Genomic DNA, 15,324 nt, shown 5'->3' with positions numbered 1-15,324 from the left:
TCCCGTGTGAACCGGTCCCGTGTCAATCGTTGTCGATAACGTTTTACACGGCTAGCCTGACCCGGTGCCTCCACGCTCCCGCGTCACGATCAAGGACGTCGCCGCTCAGGCCGGCGTCTCGGTAGCCACCGTTTCCAAGGTCCTCAACAACCGTTACGGCGTCTCCGCCGACACGTTCGCGCGGGTCACCGCCGTGATCAAGGACCTGGGGTACGAGGCGAGCCTCGTCGCGCAGAGCCTGCGCAACCACCGCACGAACGTCATCGGAATCCTCGTCGCCGACATCGAGCCGTTCAGCACCGAACTGCTCAAGGGCGCGGCGGATGCCATCCGCGGCACCGGTTTCGAGCTGGTCGTGTACTCGGCGGGCGGTCGCACCGGCGATCCGCACGGCTGGGAACAGCGCTACCTCACGCGGTTGAGCGGCACGCTCGTCGACGGCGCCGTGCTGGTCACCCCCGCCGTCGACCTCGAGGGCATCCCCGGCACGCCGGTGGTCGCCGTCGACCCCCACACCGGCCGCGCCGCGCTGCCCACCGTCGACTCCGACAACCTGCACGGCGGCAGGCTCGCGACGGAGCACCTGCTCGCGCTCGGGCACCGCCGCATCGCGATGCTCACCGGCCGCGAGGACCTGAAATCGGCCCAGCAGCGCGAAACCGGCTACCGCGGCGCGCTCGCCAGCGCCGGCGTGACGGTCGACGAGGACCTGGTCCGCCGCGGCGACTACGACGCGGACGTGGCGGCCGCGTCGGCCCGCGCCCTGCTGACCGGCTCCGACCGGCCGACCGCGATCTTCGCCGCCAACGACACCACCGCCATCGCGGCCGTCGAGGCCGCACTCGACCTCGGCCTGCGCGTGCCGGAGGACCTCTCGGTGGTCGGCTTCGACAACATCCCCGAGTCCGCGCTGTGCAGCCCGCCGATCACGACGGTGCAGCAGCCGATCCGCGAGATGGGCCACCGCGCCCTCGAACTGCTGGTGCGGCTCATCAACGGCGACGAGCCCGCCGACACCCACATCACCCTGGGCACCGAACTGGTCGTCCGGCAGTCGACCCGCCCACTGACCTCGTGAGGTTGTTCTCGTGACGACAGAAGCCACCGCGCCGGACGAGGTCTGGCGCGACCCGCACGCACCCGTGGACGATCGTGTGCGCGACCTCGTCGCGCGCATGACGCCGCAGGAGAAGATCGTGCAACTGCAGGGCATCTGGGTCGGCATCGACGCCGTCGGCGAGATGGCCCCGCACCAGCACGAGTTCGCCGTGGCACCGCAGGACTTCGACGAGCTGACCAAGCACGGGATCGGCCAGCTCACCCGCGTCTTCGGCACCCGGCCGATCGCGCCGGAGGTCGGCGCGCGCACGCTCGCCCGCACCCAGCGGCAGATCGTCGAGTCGAGCCGCTTCGGGATTCCCGCGCTGGCGCACGAGGAGTGCCTCACCGGGCTGGCCGCGTGGCAGGCGACCGTGTACCCGTCGCCGTTGTGCTGGGGCGCGACCTTCGAGCCGGACCTGGTGCGGCGCATGGCCGAGCAGATCGGCGGCTCGATGCGGCGGCTCGGGATCCACCAGGGCCTCGCACCTGTCCTCGACGTGGCGCGCGACCTGCGGTGGGGCCGGGTCGAGGAGACCATCGGCGAGGACCCGCACCTGGTCGGCACGATCGGTGCCGCCTACGTCGAGGGCCTCGAGGCCGCGGGGATCGTGGCCACGCTCAAGCACTTCGCCGGCTACTCGGCCTCCCGGGCGGGGCGCAACCTCGCGCCGGTGTCGATCGGGCCGCGCGAGCTCGCGGACGTGATCCTGCCGCCGTTCGAGATGGCCCTGCACGCCGGTGCCCGGTCGGTGATGAACTCCTACTCCGACAACGACGGCGTGCCGGTCGCGGCGGATCCGCGGATGCTCACCGAACTGCTGCGCGACGAGTACGGCTTCACCGGGACCGTGGTAGCCGACTACTTCTCGGTGGCGTTCCTGCACAAGCTGCACGGTGTCGCCGCAGGCCGGGAGGACGCGGCCGCACAGGCGCTCGCGGCCGGCATCGACGTCGAACTGCCCACTGTGGACTGCTACGGCGAGCCGCTGCTCGAAGGCCTCTACTTCGACCGGGTCGACATGACACTCGTCGACCGGGCGCTGACCCGCGTGCTGACGCAGAAGTTCGACCTGGGGCTGCTCGACCCCGGCTACTCCCCCGCGCCCGACTCGAACCTCGACCTCGACGACGCCGAGTCCCAGGCTCTCGCCCGCGAGGTGGCCGAGCGCTCGATCGTGTTGCTGCACAACGACGGCGTGCTGCCGCTGGCCGGCAAGCGCCTGGCCGTCGTGGGCCCGCGCGCCGACGAGCCGGGCGCGATGATGGGCTGCTACTCGTTCCCGCTGCACGTCGGCGTCCACCACCCGGACGCGGAGATGGGCATCGAGGTCTCCACCGTGCTGGAGGCGTTGCGCGAGGACCACGACGTCGTGTTCGCGCGCGGATGCCCCGTCGTGGGCGGCACCGACGACGAGATCGCCGAGGCGGTGGACGCCGCCCGGCAGGCAGAGGTCTGCGTCGTGGTGCTGGGCGACCAGGCGGGACTGTTCGGCAAGGGCACGTCCGGGGAGGGCTGCGACGTCGCCGACCTGAAGCTGCCCGGCCGTCAGGAGGAACTCCTGGAGGCGGTGCTCGACACCGGCATGCCGGTGGTCCTCGTGCTGCTCTCGGGTCGCCCGTACGACCTGTCCCGGCAGGCCGGCCGCCTCGCCGCCGTCGTCTGCGGCTTCTACCCCGGCCAGGAGGGGGCGGAGGCTCTCGCGGGTGTCCTGAGTGGACGCGTCAACCCGACGGGCAGGCTCCCGGTCAGCTTCCCCGGCGCCGGCTCCACCCAGCCGTCGACCTACCTCAGCGCTCCCCTCGGCACCCGCAGCGAGGTCAGCACGGTCGACCCGACGCCGCTGTTCCCGTTCGGCCACGGCCTCTCGTACACGCCGGTCTCGTGGGTGACGGCGGGGTGCGAGGACCGCGAGTGGCCGACCGACGGCACCTGCGCCGTGCACGTCGTCCTGCGCAACGACACGGACTCCCCGGCCACCGAGGTCGTCCAGATCTACCTGCACGACCCGGTCGCGGAGGTCGCGCGGCCCGTCCGGTCGCTGATCGGCGCGGTGAAGGTGGACCTCGCGCCCGGCCAGACCCGCACCGTCACCACGCGGCTGCACGCGGACCTCACCTCCTACACCGGCCGGGCGGGACGCCGCCAGGTCGACGCCGGTGACGTCGAGCTGCACGTCGGCACGTCGAGCGCGAACATCCACACGGCGCTGAAGCTCTCGCTGACCGGACCGGCGAGGCAGGTCGGATTCGGCCGGGTGATGACACCGGAGTTCACGACGAGTCCCTAGCGGGGTTCCCTCCCCCAGCCCGGTAACGTCCACTGCGGACGGACCGGGCTGTCGGAGGAGTTCTTGTGCTGGAGATCAGCGGACTGACGTGGGCCGTGACGATCGGGGTGATCGTCGCGCTGCTGGCGGTCGACCTCGTGCTGGCGGCGTGGCGGCCGCACCGGATCGGTTTCCGCGAGGCCGGCCTGTGGTCGGTGTTCTACATCGCCGTCGCCATCGGGTTCGGCGTGTGGTTCGCCAGTGCGCACGGCGGCACGTTCGGCGCGGAGTACTTCGCGGGCTACATCGTCGAGAAGAGCCTGTCGGTCGACAACCTCTTCGTCTTCGTGATCATCATGACGACGTTCCTCGTGCCCGAGGAGCACCAGCACAAGGTGCTGACGTTCGGCATCGTGCTCGCGCTGATCATGCGCGGCATCTTCATCGCCGTCGGCGCCACGCTGCTGTCGTTGTTCTCGTTCATGTTCCTGCTGTTCGGGCTGCTGCTGATCTTCACCGCCGTGCAGCTGTTCCGGCATCGCAACGAGGATCCCGACGTCGAGAACAACGTCGTCGTCAAGACCGCCCGCAAGCTCCTGCCGGTGACCGACGACTACGTCGGCGGCAAGATCTTCACCCGCGTCGACGGCAAGCGGCTCGCCACCCCGTTGTTCGTGGTCCTGGTCGCGATCGGCGGTGTCGACCTGCTGTTCGCGCTGGACTCGATCCCCGCCGTGTTCGGCGTGACCGAGCAGCCCTACATCGTGTTCACCGCCAACGCGTTCGCCCTGCTCGGCCTGCGCGCGTTGTTCTTCCTCGTCAAGGGTCTGCTCGACCGGCTGGTGTACCTGTCGGCCGGCCTCGCGGTCATCCTCGCGTTCATCGGCGTGAAGCTGATCCTGCACTGGGCGCACGTCGACATCTCCGCGAGCGTGCCCGAGATCCCGACGCCGCTCAGTCTCGGCGTCATCCTCGGCATCCTGGTGATCGTCACGGTCGCGAGCCTGATCAAGACCCGCAACGACCCGTCCGCCAAGGCCCACCCCGGCTCGCTGCGCGGTCACCGGGACGACGATAAGTAACACTTGACTACTTAGTAACAGCTGTTACAGACTTCGTGCATGGATCTGCACGAGGTCGAGCCCGCACGCGACCGCCGGGTGCGCCGCACCCGCGCGGCCGTGCTGCGGGCCGTGATCGACCTGGTCACCGAACGGGGCACGGCGGCGATCACGGTGTCCGAGATCGCCGAGACTGCGGACGTCAGCCGTCGCGTGGTGTACCAGCACTTCGGCGACCTCGAATCGGTGCTGCTGGAGGCAGGGCTCGACCTCGCCCGGCGTGAGCTGCTGCCTCGTCTCACCGGCCTGCGGGAGCCGGTGGACGCGCGGGCCGAGATCCTCTCGTTGACCCGGCACTTCGCCGACCACCAGATCTTCTACCGCGCCCTGCTGACAGGGCCGTGCGCGTACGCCCTGGACCGCGGGCTGATCAGGCTGCTCCTGCCGATCAACCGCCAGGGCATCGAGCACCTGCACCGCGACAGGCTCTCCGACCAGGCGGCCGACGACCTCGCCGCGTTCGTCACCGGGGGCGCGGGGTCGTTCGTCACGGCCTGGGTGGTGGCGGGAGCACCCGATCCGGAGATGTTCACCGACCGACTGATGGGCGTGATGTCCGTGTTCCTGGAACTCCGATGATCAGCCGCCTCCTTCAGCGCGGGCTGAAGCTCTCCCCGCCACTGACCCGTGACGTCGTGGTGCAGCGGGATCTGCGCGTCCCGATGCCCGACGGCGTGGACCTGCTCGCGGACCGGTGGACGCCGCGCTCCGGTGGCGACGGGCTCCCGACGGCGTTGATCCGCTCCCCGTACGGCCGGCGCCTCTTCGGCGTGGCCATCGCGAGGCCGCTGGCCGAACGCGGCTACCAGGTGGTGATCCAGAGCGTCCGCGGCGGGTTCGGCTCCGGCGGCACGTTCGACCCGATGCGCCAGGAGCGCGAGGACGGCCTGGCGACCCTCGACTGGCTGGTGGGGCAACCGTGGAGCGACGCGATCGTGCTCTACGGACTGAGCTACCTCGGCCACGTGCAGTGGGCGGTCGCCGACCGGTTGCCGCCCCAGGTCAAGGCGATGATCCCGGTGGTCACGGAATCGGCCCTCACGCTGGAGTTCCTGCGCCCGGACGGCATGTCGCTGGAGACGCCGTTCGGGTGGGGCGTGCTCGTCGGCACCCAGCAACGCCCGCTGGCGATGCTGGGCAAGACGTTCCAGGACAGGAAGACCGCACGGGCGCTGTGGACGCTTCCGTTGCGGGACGCGGACGTCGCGGCGTTCGGCTCACGGTCCGAGTACATCCAGGACGTGCTCGACCACGACGCCGGCTCCCCGCGCTGGGACGGGTTCGACCACAGCCACCGGGTCGCCGGCGTGACCGTGCCGGTCAGCTCCATCGGCGGCTGGTACGACATCTTCCTGCCCGGCCAGTTGCGCGACTTCCAGGTGTTGCAGGACAACGGCCGCTCCGCGCGGCTGACCGTCGGGCCATGGACTCACACCGAGGTCATGTCCGCACCGGTCGCCGAGGCCGTGGAGTTCGGCCTGGCGCACGCCCGAGGTGAAGAACCTCCTCACCGCGCTCCGGTCCGGTTGTACGTGATGGGCGAGGACGCGTGGCGCTCGTTCGACTCCTGGCCACCCTCCGGCTACACGCCCACGCGCCTGCACCTCGGCCCGGACGGCGCGCTCGGCCCGGTGCCCGAAGAGTCCTCAGTGGACACGTTCCGGTACGACCCGGCCGATCCCACCCCCGCGGCCGGAGGTGTGCGCCTGACGAAGGACGGCGGCCGCGTGGACAACACCGCGCTGGAAGCCCGGCAGGACGTGCTCACCTACACCACACCCGTGCTCGACCAGGACGTCGAGGTCGTCGGTGAGGTCAGTGCCGAGATCTGGTTCTCCTCCAGCCTCGCGCACGCCGACGTGCACGTCCGGCTGTGCGACGTCGACCCGGACGGGCGCTCGTGGAACGTGTGCGACGGCCTGGTGAGTCTGACGTCGGCGGAGGACGCGCAGTGCGCCACCGTCCGCTTGTGGCCGACGGCGTACCTCTTCCGGCACGGGCACCGCATCCGCGTGCAGGTCTCCAGCGGCGCCTTCCCCCGCTACGCCCGCAACCCCGGCACCGGTGAACCACGTGCGACGGCCACGGCGATGGTCGCGGCGAACCAGTCGATCCACAGTGGACCGGACCGCCCGTCCGCGATCACGCTGCCCGTGCGCTGAAGAGGTCAGCCGCCGTTCTTGCCCTTCCCCTTGCCGGACTTGCCCTTGCCACCCGCAGGCTTGCCGTGGTCTGCGACGTGGGCCGGCACGGGGGCGACGACCGGGGCCGTCGGCTGCACCACCGCGACGGGTGTGGGCTCGAAGTCCACCGTGCGCGCCGGGGTCGACACCGGCGCGTTCGTGGCCGGAGCGTTCGTGGCCGGCGGCTCGGAACTGGTCGCGGTGATGCTGTTCCACGCGCTGAGCCCCGTACCGATGGCCGAGATCAGCACCACGGCGGACGCGGCCGCGAGCAGTCCCCGTGAGCGGGGCGGCCGGACCGCGGTCAGGGTCGGCAGGTCGGCCGCCCGAGCGCGCAGGGCCTCGGCGCACTCACTGGCGGACGGGCGGCGGGCCGGGCTCAGCGCCGTCATCCTGGACAGCAGCCGCACGAGGTCGAACGGCAGGTTCTCAGGTACGGCGGGCGGCCGGTGCAGCCGGGCGACGGCGGCCTCGATCTCCGTCCCCTCGTACTCGCGGCGCCCGGTCAGGCACTCGATCAGCACCAGACCCAGCGCGTAGACGTCGGTGGCCGAGGAGATCTCCTCACCGCGCACCTGTTCCGGCGCGAGATAGGCGGCCGTGCCCACGACCTGGCCGGTCCTGGTGAGTCCGGCGCCGTCCGCCGAGCACACCAGGCCGAAGTCGGAGAGACGCGGGATCTCTTCGTCGTCGAGCAGGACGTTGGCGGGCTTAACATCGCGGTGCACGAAACCACGGGTGTGCACGTGGGCCAGCGCGTCGGCCAGAGCGGCACCGACCCGGCGCACGTCCTCGACGGCCATCGGCCCGTCGGTGACGCGGTCGCGCAGCGTCCTGCCCTCGATCAGCTCCAGCACCAGGTACGGCGTCTCGCCGCAGGGGTCCGCGTCGTAGACCTTGACGAGGCCCGGATGGGACAGGCCCGCGAGAGCGCAGATCTCGTTCTCGATGCGGCGCGCGTCCGACAGGTCGTCCTCGAGCCGGAACAGTTTGACCGCGACGTCGCGGGCCAGCAGGACGTCCGTGGCGCGGCGCACCTGCGCGACCCCACCCGTGCCGAGCACTTCGCCCAGCCGGTACCGGTCGGCGAGAAGAACACTGTCCGGCGGCATGGGTTGGACCTTTCCGTTCGGGTGGGACCACCTGTGGGTGCCCACCCGAACGGTGATCCAACCGTGGAGCAGGCTCCACCGGAGGACACCTGCTGCCCGGATCGATCACCACTCGCCGTGCGACCAGTCTGAGCTGGTAAGACGTTCGCCGACCGAGAGAAGACCATGTCAAGAGTCAAACCGGCCCTCGTCCTGCTGACCGGTGTCCTGTGCGCCCTGGCGATGACCGGCACCGCGGGAGCCGTGGTGAACGGGACCGACTCCACCGAGCGCTACGAGTTCATGGCGTCGATCCCGGAGTCCGTGCCGGCCGCCGGTGGCGCGAAGGGTGTGTGCGGGGCGTCGTTGATCCATCCGCGGTGGGTCGTGACGGCGGCGCACTGCGTGGACCCGGAGGGAACGGGCGCGGTGCCGGACGGAACCGTCCGGATCGGCAGCGACCGCAGGACGTCCGGCGGGACCGTGCGCGCCATCGACCGCGTGGTGCGGCACCCCGGCTACCGGCTCGGCCGGCCCAACCAGCACGACATCGCACTGGTCCGGCTCGACCGCCCGGTGCGGGAACGACCGATCCGCGTCGCCGCTCGTCCTGGTGCGCCCGGCACCGCCACGCGACTGCTCGGGTTCGGCACCACAGTGGACACGGTCGACATCACCGAGGCCGTGTTCCCCGAACAGCTGCAACAGCTCGACACCCGGCGTGGCGCGGTGTCGGAGTGCGCGCCGGGTTACGCCGACGCGACGCGGTTGTGCACGATCAGCCGCAAGCCCCGCGCGATGGCGTGCGTCGGCGATTCGGGCGGTCCCCAGATCCAGCGCGGAAAGCACGGCCGGTGGGAACTGATCGGCACGACGTCGGGCCCCGGTGACACCGATCTGCTGTGTGCGAACGGGCCCGGTCTGTACACCAGCGTGCCGGTCCACGCGAAGTGGATCCGGGCCACGATCAATGGCCCCTCGCAGCGTTAGAGGCGTTGTGGCTAATGTCGGTTCGCGGCCGCATCCGCTTCTTCCACAAGAACGAGGTGAAAATCGTGCGTGCAATTTCGGCGTTCGTGCTGACCGCGGCCGCGATACTGGCCGCCGCGTTGCCGGCGTCGGCGTCGGTCGACGCCGCGGTGGCCCTCCAGTCGCAGGCCAGGCTGGAGGCACGGGGTGCCGCGGTCGTGGTGCCGGTGCGGGTGATGTGCCAGAACGGCGCCACCGGGTCGTTGTGGGTGCAGGTCACGCAGAACGTGCGCGGCGACCTCGCGACCGGCGACAAATACACGGCGAACGTTCCGTGCAGCGGCGATCACCACCGGATCGACGTGACCGTGGTGTCCCGTACGAAGGCGTTCCGGCCCGGCGTCGCATTCACGTCCGCCGCACTGAACGTCTACCTTCCTCCGGACAGTTCGAGCATTGTCGAAAATGACAGGGAAATGATGCTCGTCCGGTAGTTCACGCCCGCCGTTTGACCGCGGTGGACGCACGGACCACGAGCTCCGGCTGGAACTTCACGTGCCGGTGCTCGTGGTCCGGTTCGTTCTCCGCCAGCAGCAGCTGGGCGGCGGTGCGGCCCAGCTGCTCACGCGGCTGGCGCACCGACGTGAGCGGCACGGCGGCGGCCGCGGCGAACTCGATGTCGTCGTAGCCCACGACGGCCAGGTCGTCCGGCACCCGCAGCCCCTGCTGCGTCATCGACTGCAGCAGGCCGAGCGCCAGCAGGTCGTTCGCGCAGAACGCCGCCGTCGGACGCCGTGACGCGGGCAGGCCGACGAGCCTCTCCCCCGCACCGCGCCCTTCCGCCACCTGCAGGCCCCTGGTCTCGAGGAACGTGAGCGCGTCCGCCGGCAGACCCGCGTTCTTCAGCGCCCGCAGCGCGCCCTCGCGCCGGTCACGCACCTGCTGGATGGACAGCGGGCCGCCGACCATCGCGATGCGCCGGTGACCGTTCTCGATCAGATGGGTCACCGCGAGTTCTCCGCCGAGCACGTCGTCCACGGCGACGGAGCAGTGCGTGCCGTCCGGCGCCTCGCGGTCGACCAGCACCACGGGCGTGCCGCGTTCGGCGATCTGCGCGCACTCCGCGTCGACGGGGGTGATCAGGATGCCCTCGACGCGTTGTTCGTGCAGCAGTTCCAGGTACTCGCGCTCGCGGCCGCCGTCCGAGGCGCTGTTGCACAGGAACAACGCGAGACCCGCCTCCCGTGCCGCGTCCTCCACACCGCGCGCCACGTCCGTGAAGAACGGGTTCGCCGCGTCGAGCACGACGTAGGCGAGCACCCGGCTGCGGCCCGCGCGGAGCTGACGCGCGGACTCGTTGCGCACGAAGCCGAGTTCCTCGATCGCGGCCAGCACCCGTTGCCGGGTGGCGGGGGCGACGACGTCGGGCCGGTTCAGCACGTTCGAGACGGTCGCGTTGGACACGCCGGCGTGCTGCGCGACATCGCGGATGCCCACTGACGGCTTCACCGGCGGCTCCTTTGTTGAAACGTGACAACGAATCGTACCCCGCAACTCTTGACATGGTGACGTAACACACCCAGAGTGCTCGTAACTCAGGCGTTAAAACGTTTCAACATCGAGGAGACGGACGTGGACCGACTTCCCGTGGTGACGCTGGACGAGGTGAGCAAGTCCTTCGGCGCCGTCCGGGCGTTGTCCGGGGTGTCGCTGCGGCTGCTCCCCGGCGAGGCCCACGCGCTGCTCGGGGAGAACGGCGCGGGCAAGTCGACGCTGATCAAGACCCTCGCCGGAGTCCACCGCCCGGACGCCGGCCGGGTGCTCGTCGACGAAGCACCCCAACGGTTCTCCGGTCCCGCCGACGCCCTGGCCGCCGGCATCGCGATCATCTACCAGGAGCCGACGCTGTTCGGAGACCTGTCGGTGGCCGAGAACGTGTTCATGGGCCGCCAGCCGCTCGGCCTCGGCCGCCGCATCGACGTGGATCGGATGCACGCCCGCACCTCGGAGTTGTTCTCCCGCCTCGGGGTCAAACTCGACCCCGCCCGCCCGGCGCGCGGACTGTCCATTGCGGACCAGCAGCTCGTCGAGATCGCCAAGGCCCTGTCGTTCGACGCCCGCGTGATCGTGATGGACGAACCGACCGCGGCCCTGTCCGCGCACGAGGTCCAGCGGCTTTTCCGGGTGGTGCAGGCGTTGCGCGAGCAGGACGCCGCCGTGCTGTTCGTCTCGCACCGGCTGGGCGAGGTGTTCGAACTGTGCCAGCGCGCCACGGTGCTGCGCGACGGTGAGTTCGTCTGGTCCGGCACGCTCGACGACGAGACCCCGGACTCCCTGGTGCGACGCATGGTCGGCCGCGAACTCTCGCAACTCTTCCCCAAGCAGGACACGACGGCGGGCGAGGTGCTGCTCTCGGTGCAGCGCCTGACCCGCGAGGGCGTGTTCACCGACGTGTCGTTCGACGTCCGCGCGGGCGAGATCGTCGCCCTGTCCGGACTGGTGGGCGCGGGACGCAGCGAGGTCGCGCGGGCGATCTTCGGCATCGACCGACCCGACGCCGGCTTCGCCTCGGTGCGGGGAAAGCGGCTGAAGTACGGCTCCCCCACGGCCGCGATGGCCGCGGGCATCGGGTTCGTCCCGGAGGACCGCCGTCAGCAAGGACTCGTGATGGACGCGTCCATCGAACGCAACACCGCGCTGGCCTCGCTGGGCCGCCTGTCGACGTTCGGCCTGCTGCGCCGTCGTTCCGAACGCGCGCTGGCCCAGGACTGGGCGGTGAAGCTGCGGCTGAAGTTCTCGCGGCTGAGCGACCCCGTCGGCGTGCTGTCCGGCGGCAACCAGCAGAAGGTCGTGCTGGCGAAGTGGCTGGCACGGCAGCCGTCCGTGCTGATCGTCGACGAACCGACGCGCGGCATCGACGTCGGCACGAAGGCCGAGGTGCACCGGCTGCTGTCGGAACTGGCCGGGCAGGGCGTCGCGGTGCTGATGATCTCGTCGGAACTGCCGGAGGTGCTCGGCATGGCCGACCGCGTCCTGGTGATGCACGAAGGGCGGCTGGTGGAGGAACTCTCGCGTGCCGACGCCACGGAGGAACGGGTGGCGCTGGCTGCGGCCGGACAGGTGGTGGCGAAGTGACGGCACCGCAGCGCGTCACCGGTCGGACGAGCGGTGACGGAACGACTCGCCGGGGCGACCGGGCGGAGGTGGCCCGATGACCACTCAGCTCACCCCGTCCGTCACCCCACCCGCCCGGCGCACCGCCGCCCGCCGCCTCTCCACCCGAGTCGGCCGGGTCCGCGAACTCGGCATCGTCGTGGCCCTGGCTCTCGTCGTGATCCCCACGGCGATCGTGAACCCGAGGTTCATCCAGCCCCAGAGCCTCCGCGATCTCCTCCTCAACGCCTCCATCGTGGCCCTCCTCGCGGTGGGCCAGACGCTGGTGGTCGTCACCCGCAACGTCGACCTGTCCGTCGGCTCGGTCCTGGGCCTGTCGGCGTTCCTCACCGCCCAGCACTTCGCCGACAACCCCGGCACCCCACTGCTGCTGGGCATCGGCTTCGGCGTCGCGGTCGGTTTCGCCTGCGGCCTGCTCAACGGCCTGCTGGTCGCGCTGGGCAACGTGCCGAGCCTGGTGGTCACCCTCGGCACGCTCTACGTGTTCCGAGGCGTCGACTTCGCGCTGGCACAGGGAAAACAGGTCAACGCCTCCAACCTCCCCGACGCCCTGCTGAACCTCGGCAGTGCCCGTGTCCTCGGCATCCCGATCCTCGTGCTGATCACCCTCGTGGTCATCGCGGTCGCCGCGGTCTACCTGCGCTCGTACCGGTCCGGCCGCGAGCTCTACGCGATCGGCTCGAACCCGGAGGCCGCGACGCTCGCGGGCATCCCGGTCGCCCGGCGCACACTCACCACGTTCGTCCTTTCCGGACTGATCGCCGGTCTGGCGGGCGCGCTGTGGGTGGCCCGCTACGGCACGGTCGACGCGGCGGCGGGCACCGGCCTCGAACTCCAGGTGGTCGCCGCGGTCGTGGTCGGTGGCGTCGCGATCTTCGGTGGATCGGGGACGGTGACCGGCGCGGCTCTCGGCGCGTTGCTGCTGGGCACGATCACCAGTTGCCTGGTGGTGCTGCAGATCCCCGCTTTCTGGCAGCAGGCGATCGCGGGCGCGTTGCTGCTCAGCGCGATCACCGTCGACCGGCTCCTGGCGCTGCGACTGGCCAAGGCCCTGCGCACCTCCGAAGGGACCAGTCATGCGTAACCTCCTGCGGTGGGAGACCGCGCTGGTGTTCCTCCTGATCGTGGTGGCGCTGACCGGGCAGGTGAGCACGGACGGGTCGTTCCTGTCCGGTGGCAACCTCTTCTACCTCGGTCTCGACATCGGTGAGATCGCGCTGATCGCCCTCCCGCTCACACTCGTGATCGTCGCGGGTGAGATCGACCTGTCCGTCGCGTCGGTGCTCGGCCTGTCCAGCGCGTTGATCGGCTGGCTGTGGAACGCGGGATGGTCGCTCGAGACCATCCTGCCGACCGTGATCGTCGCCGGCGCGGTGTGCGGGGCGGTCAACGGGCTGCTGGTCACCCGCCTCGGGTTGCCCTCGCTGGCCGTCACCATCGGCACCCTGGCGCTCTACCGCGGTCTCGCGCTGGTCGTCCTCGGTGACACGGCCGTCGCCGACTTCCCCGCCAGTTACACGTCGTTCGGCACGGCCCCGGTGCCCGGCACCGACATCCCGTACCCGATCGTGCTCGCCGCGGTCCTCGCGATCCTGTTCGGAGTCGCCCTGCACGCCAGTTCGTTCGGCCGGTCCGTCTACGCGATCGGGGCGAACGAGGAGGGAGCCCGGTTCTCCGGCATCCGGGTCAAGCGCGTGAAGCTGTCGCTCTTCGTGCTCGCCGGGGCGGTCGCCGCGATCGCGGGCATCGTCTACACGTTCCGCTTCTCCAGCGCCCGCGCGGACAACGGCCTCGGGCTCGAACTGGCCGTGGTCGCCGCCGTGCTGCTCGGTGGTGTGTCCATCTTCGGCGGCAAGGGCACGCTCTTCGGAGTGCTCGCGGGCGTGCTGCTGCTGGGCGGCCTGCGCAACCTCCTGATCCTCCAGGACACCTCCACCGAGGTCCTCACCATCGTCACCGGACTCCTGTTGCTGGTGAGTGTTCTCGCCCCGTCCGTCACCCGTCGCGTCGGAACCCTACGAAAGGCCGCGCCATGAAAACACGGCTTGTGCTCGCCCTGACCATGTCCGGGGTGGTCGCCCTCACCGCCTGCGGTGGCACCACCAAGGACAGCGCGACGGACCAGACCGGCGGCGCCACCAACGCCGCGAAGGGTGATCCGAACGCGGCCCTCAAGGAGGGCCTGAAGATCACGTTCCTGCCCAAGCAGGTCAACAACCCGTACTTCACGGTGGCGCAGAAGGGTGCCGAGCAGGCGGGCACGGCGATCAAGGCCGAGGTCAAGCCGACCGGGCCGTCCGACGCGGCCGCGTCCTCCCAGGTCACCTACATCAACACCGCCGCGCAGCAGAAGCAGGACGCGCTGGTGATCTCCGCGAACGACGTCAACGCCGTGGCGCCCGCGTTGAAGAGCGCGCGTTCGCAGGGCCTCAAGGTCGTCACGTTCGACTCCGACGCCGCGGCGGACGCCCGTGACGTGTTCATCAACCAGGCGACCTCGAACGAGATCGCGGCGGGCCAGGTGAAGCTGATCTCCGAGGCGGTCGGCGGCAGCGGTGAGATCGCGATCCTGTCCGCGACCCCCAACGCCACCAACCAGAACGCGTGGATCGAGGTCATGAAGACCGAGCTCGCGAAGCCCGAGTACTCGGGTCTCAAGCTCGTGGAGACCGCGTACGGCAACGACGACGACCAGACGTCGTTCCAGAAGACCCAGGGTCTGCTGCAGGCGCACCCGAACCTCAAGGGCATCATCTCGCCGACCACCGTCGGTGTCGCGGCCGCCGCCCGGTACCTCAGCTCGTCGGAGTACAAGGGCAAGGTCCAGCTCACCGGTCTCGGCACGCCGAACCAGATGCGCAAGTTCGTCCAGGACGGCACGGTGAAGTCGTTCTCGCTGTGGGACCCGGCGAAGCTCGGCTACCTCGCCACCTACACCGCCGCCGCGCTCGCGTCCGGGCAGATCACCGGTGCGGAGGGCGAGAAGTACAAGGCCGGTGACCTCGGTGACTACACGATCGGCGCCAAGGGCGAGGTCGTGCTCGGCCCGCCGACGGTGTTCACCAAGGACAACATCGACAAGTTCGACTTCTGACATGCGCGTCTGCTTCACCTTGCGGGTCCGCGCCGATCGGTTGGACGAGTACCGGGCGCGGCACCGCGAGGTGTGGCCGGAGATGCGGGCTGCCCTCAGCGAGGCGGGTTGGCACAACTACTCACTCTTCCTCGCCGAGGACGGCCTGCTCATCGGCTACCTGGAGTGCGACGACTTCGACGCGGCGCTCGCGGAGATGGCCCGCACCGAGGTGAACGCGCGGTGGCAGGCCGAGATGGCGGAGTTCTTCGTCGGTGACGGTTACGCCGACGAACGGATGCGGCCCCTCGACGAGGTCTTCCACCTCGACTGAGTTTTGGGGAG

14 protein-coding genes are annotated in these 15,324 nt (G+C 70.3%); 12 read left to right on the top strand and 2 right to left on the bottom strand.

Annotated elements, in window-relative coordinates:
- Nucleotides 1-64: 64 nt before the first annotated feature.
- The 5 genes from PV646_RS29840 to PV646_RS29820 all read left to right on the top strand — a co-directional run bounded on the left by PV646_RS29840 (nucleotide 65) and on the right by PV646_RS29820 (nucleotide 6,651).
- Nucleotides 65-1,078, top strand: coding sequence for a LacI family DNA-binding transcriptional regulator (locus PV646_RS29840; protein WP_500345611.1), 1,014 nt, complete (start codon nucleotides 65-67; stop codon nucleotides 1,076-1,078).
- Between the two features lie 10 nt (nucleotides 1,079-1,088).
- Entirely contained in the window at nucleotides 1,089-3,389 is a 2,301-nt protein-coding gene (locus PV646_RS29835) for a beta-xylosidase/alpha-l-arabinosidase (RefSeq protein ID WP_500345610.1), read from the top strand.
- A 65-nt stretch (nucleotides 3,390-3,454) separates the two neighbouring features.
- The gene (locus PV646_RS29830) at nucleotides 3,455-4,450 is read left to right on the top strand and encodes a TerC family protein (protein ID WP_500345609.1); all 996 of its coding nucleotides are present in this window, start codon (nucleotides 3,455-3,457) and stop codon (nucleotides 4,448-4,450) included.
- A gap of 39 nt (nucleotides 4,451-4,489) precedes the next feature.
- A complete protein-coding gene (locus PV646_RS29825; protein ID WP_500345608.1) occupies nucleotides 4,490-5,068 on the top strand; it encodes a TetR/AcrR family transcriptional regulator in 579 nt (192 codons plus the stop codon).
- Complete coding sequence (locus tag PV646_RS29820; RefSeq protein ID WP_500345607.1) at nucleotides 5,065-6,651, top strand: CocE/NonD family hydrolase; 1,587 nt, start codon at nucleotides 5,065-5,067, stop codon at nucleotides 6,649-6,651. The genes PV646_RS29825 and PV646_RS29820 overlap by 4 nt, the downstream gene beginning before the upstream one ends.
- A 5-nt stretch (nucleotides 6,652-6,656) precedes the next feature.
- On the opposite strand, the gene PV646_RS29815 is transcribed toward PV646_RS29820, so the two are convergent.
- On the bottom strand, nucleotides 6,657-7,784 hold the full coding sequence (locus tag PV646_RS29815; protein WP_500345606.1) for a serine/threonine-protein kinase: 1,128 nt from the start codon (nucleotides 7,782-7,784) through the stop codon (nucleotides 6,657-6,659).
- 165 nt (nucleotides 7,785-7,949) lie between these two features.
- Between PV646_RS29815 and PV646_RS29810 the strand changes: the two genes are divergently transcribed.
- On the top strand, nucleotides 7,950-8,753 hold the full coding sequence (locus PV646_RS29810; RefSeq protein WP_500345605.1) for a S1 family peptidase: 804 nt from the start codon (nucleotides 7,950-7,952) through the stop codon (nucleotides 8,751-8,753).
- Nucleotides 8,714-9,226, top strand: a complete 513-nt coding sequence (locus PV646_RS29805; protein WP_500345883.1) for a hypothetical protein — start codon at nucleotides 8,714-8,716, stop codon at nucleotides 9,224-9,226. Before PV646_RS29810 ends, PV646_RS29805 begins: the two co-directional genes overlap by 40 nt.
- Before the next feature lies 1 nt (nucleotide 9,227).
- Here PV646_RS29805 and PV646_RS29800 read toward each other — a convergent pair whose 3' ends face one another.
- Nucleotides 9,228-10,241 (bottom strand): LacI family DNA-binding transcriptional regulator, encoded by a 1,014-nt coding sequence (locus PV646_RS29800; protein ID WP_500345604.1) that lies wholly within the window; start codon nucleotides 10,239-10,241, stop codon nucleotides 9,228-9,230.
- A gap of 108 nt (nucleotides 10,242-10,349) precedes the next feature.
- Between PV646_RS29800 and PV646_RS29795 the strand changes: the two genes are divergently transcribed.
- From PV646_RS29795 to PV646_RS29775, 5 genes are all read left to right on the top strand, one after another.
- A complete protein-coding gene (locus tag PV646_RS29795) occupies nucleotides 10,350-11,867 on the top strand; it encodes a sugar ABC transporter ATP-binding protein (RefSeq protein ID WP_500345866.1) in 1,518 nt (505 codons plus the stop codon).
- 76 nt (nucleotides 11,868-11,943) lie between these two features.
- A complete protein-coding gene (locus PV646_RS29790) occupies nucleotides 11,944-12,990 on the top strand; it encodes an ABC transporter permease (RefSeq protein ID WP_500345603.1) in 1,047 nt (348 codons plus the stop codon).
- Nucleotides 12,983-13,942 carry an ABC transporter permease gene (locus PV646_RS29785; RefSeq protein WP_500345602.1) on the top strand — a complete coding sequence of 320 codons (960 nt, stop codon included), beginning with the start codon at nucleotides 12,983-12,985 and terminating at the stop codon, nucleotides 13,940-13,942. The genes PV646_RS29790 and PV646_RS29785 overlap by 8 nt, the downstream gene beginning before the upstream one ends.
- On the top strand, nucleotides 13,939-15,000 hold the full coding sequence (gene rhaS / locus PV646_RS29780) for a rhamnose ABC transporter substrate-binding protein (protein ID WP_500345601.1): 1,062 nt from the start codon (nucleotides 13,939-13,941) through the stop codon (nucleotides 14,998-15,000). The genes PV646_RS29785 and rhaS overlap by 4 nt, the downstream gene beginning before the upstream one ends.
- A 1-nt stretch (nucleotide 15,001) precedes the next feature.
- On the top strand, nucleotides 15,002-15,313 hold the full coding sequence (locus PV646_RS29775) for an L-rhamnose mutarotase (protein ID WP_500345600.1): 312 nt from the start codon (nucleotides 15,002-15,004) through the stop codon (nucleotides 15,311-15,313).
- Nucleotides 15,314-15,324 lie beyond the last annotated feature (11 nt).

Source organism: Streptomyces sp. ID05-26A, assembly GCF_033794685.1.
Classification (GTDB): Bacteria; Actinomycetota; Actinomycetes; order Mycobacteriales; family Pseudonocardiaceae; genus Lentzea.
This window is presented reverse-complemented; position numbering and strand designations above follow the sequence as displayed.

Coding starts and splice junctions, on each gene's coding strand:
- PV646_RS29825 (WP_500345608.1), top strand. CDS start 4,490: ATGGATCTGCACGAGGTCGAGCCCGCACGCGACCGCCGGGTGCGCCGC.
- PV646_RS29820 (WP_500345607.1), top strand. CDS start 5,065: ATGATCAGCCGCCTCCTTCAGCGCGGGCTGAAGCTCTCCCCGCCACTG.
- PV646_RS29815 (WP_500345606.1), bottom strand. CDS start 7,784: ATGCCGCCGGACAGTGTTCTTCTCGCCGACCGGTACCGGCTGGGCGAA.
- PV646_RS29810 (WP_500345605.1), top strand. CDS start 7,950: ATGTCAAGAGTCAAACCGGCCCTCGTCCTGCTGACCGGTGTCCTGTGC.
- PV646_RS29790 (WP_500345603.1), top strand. CDS start 11,944: ATGACCACTCAGCTCACCCCGTCCGTCACCCCACCCGCCCGGCGCACC.
- PV646_RS29785 (WP_500345602.1), top strand. CDS start 12,983: ATGCGTAACCTCCTGCGGTGGGAGACCGCGCTGGTGTTCCTCCTGATC.
- rhaS (WP_500345601.1), top strand. CDS start 13,939: ATGAAAACACGGCTTGTGCTCGCCCTGACCATGTCCGGGGTGGTCGCC.
- PV646_RS29775 (WP_500345600.1), top strand. CDS start 15,002: ATGCGCGTCTGCTTCACCTTGCGGGTCCGCGCCGATCGGTTGGACGAG.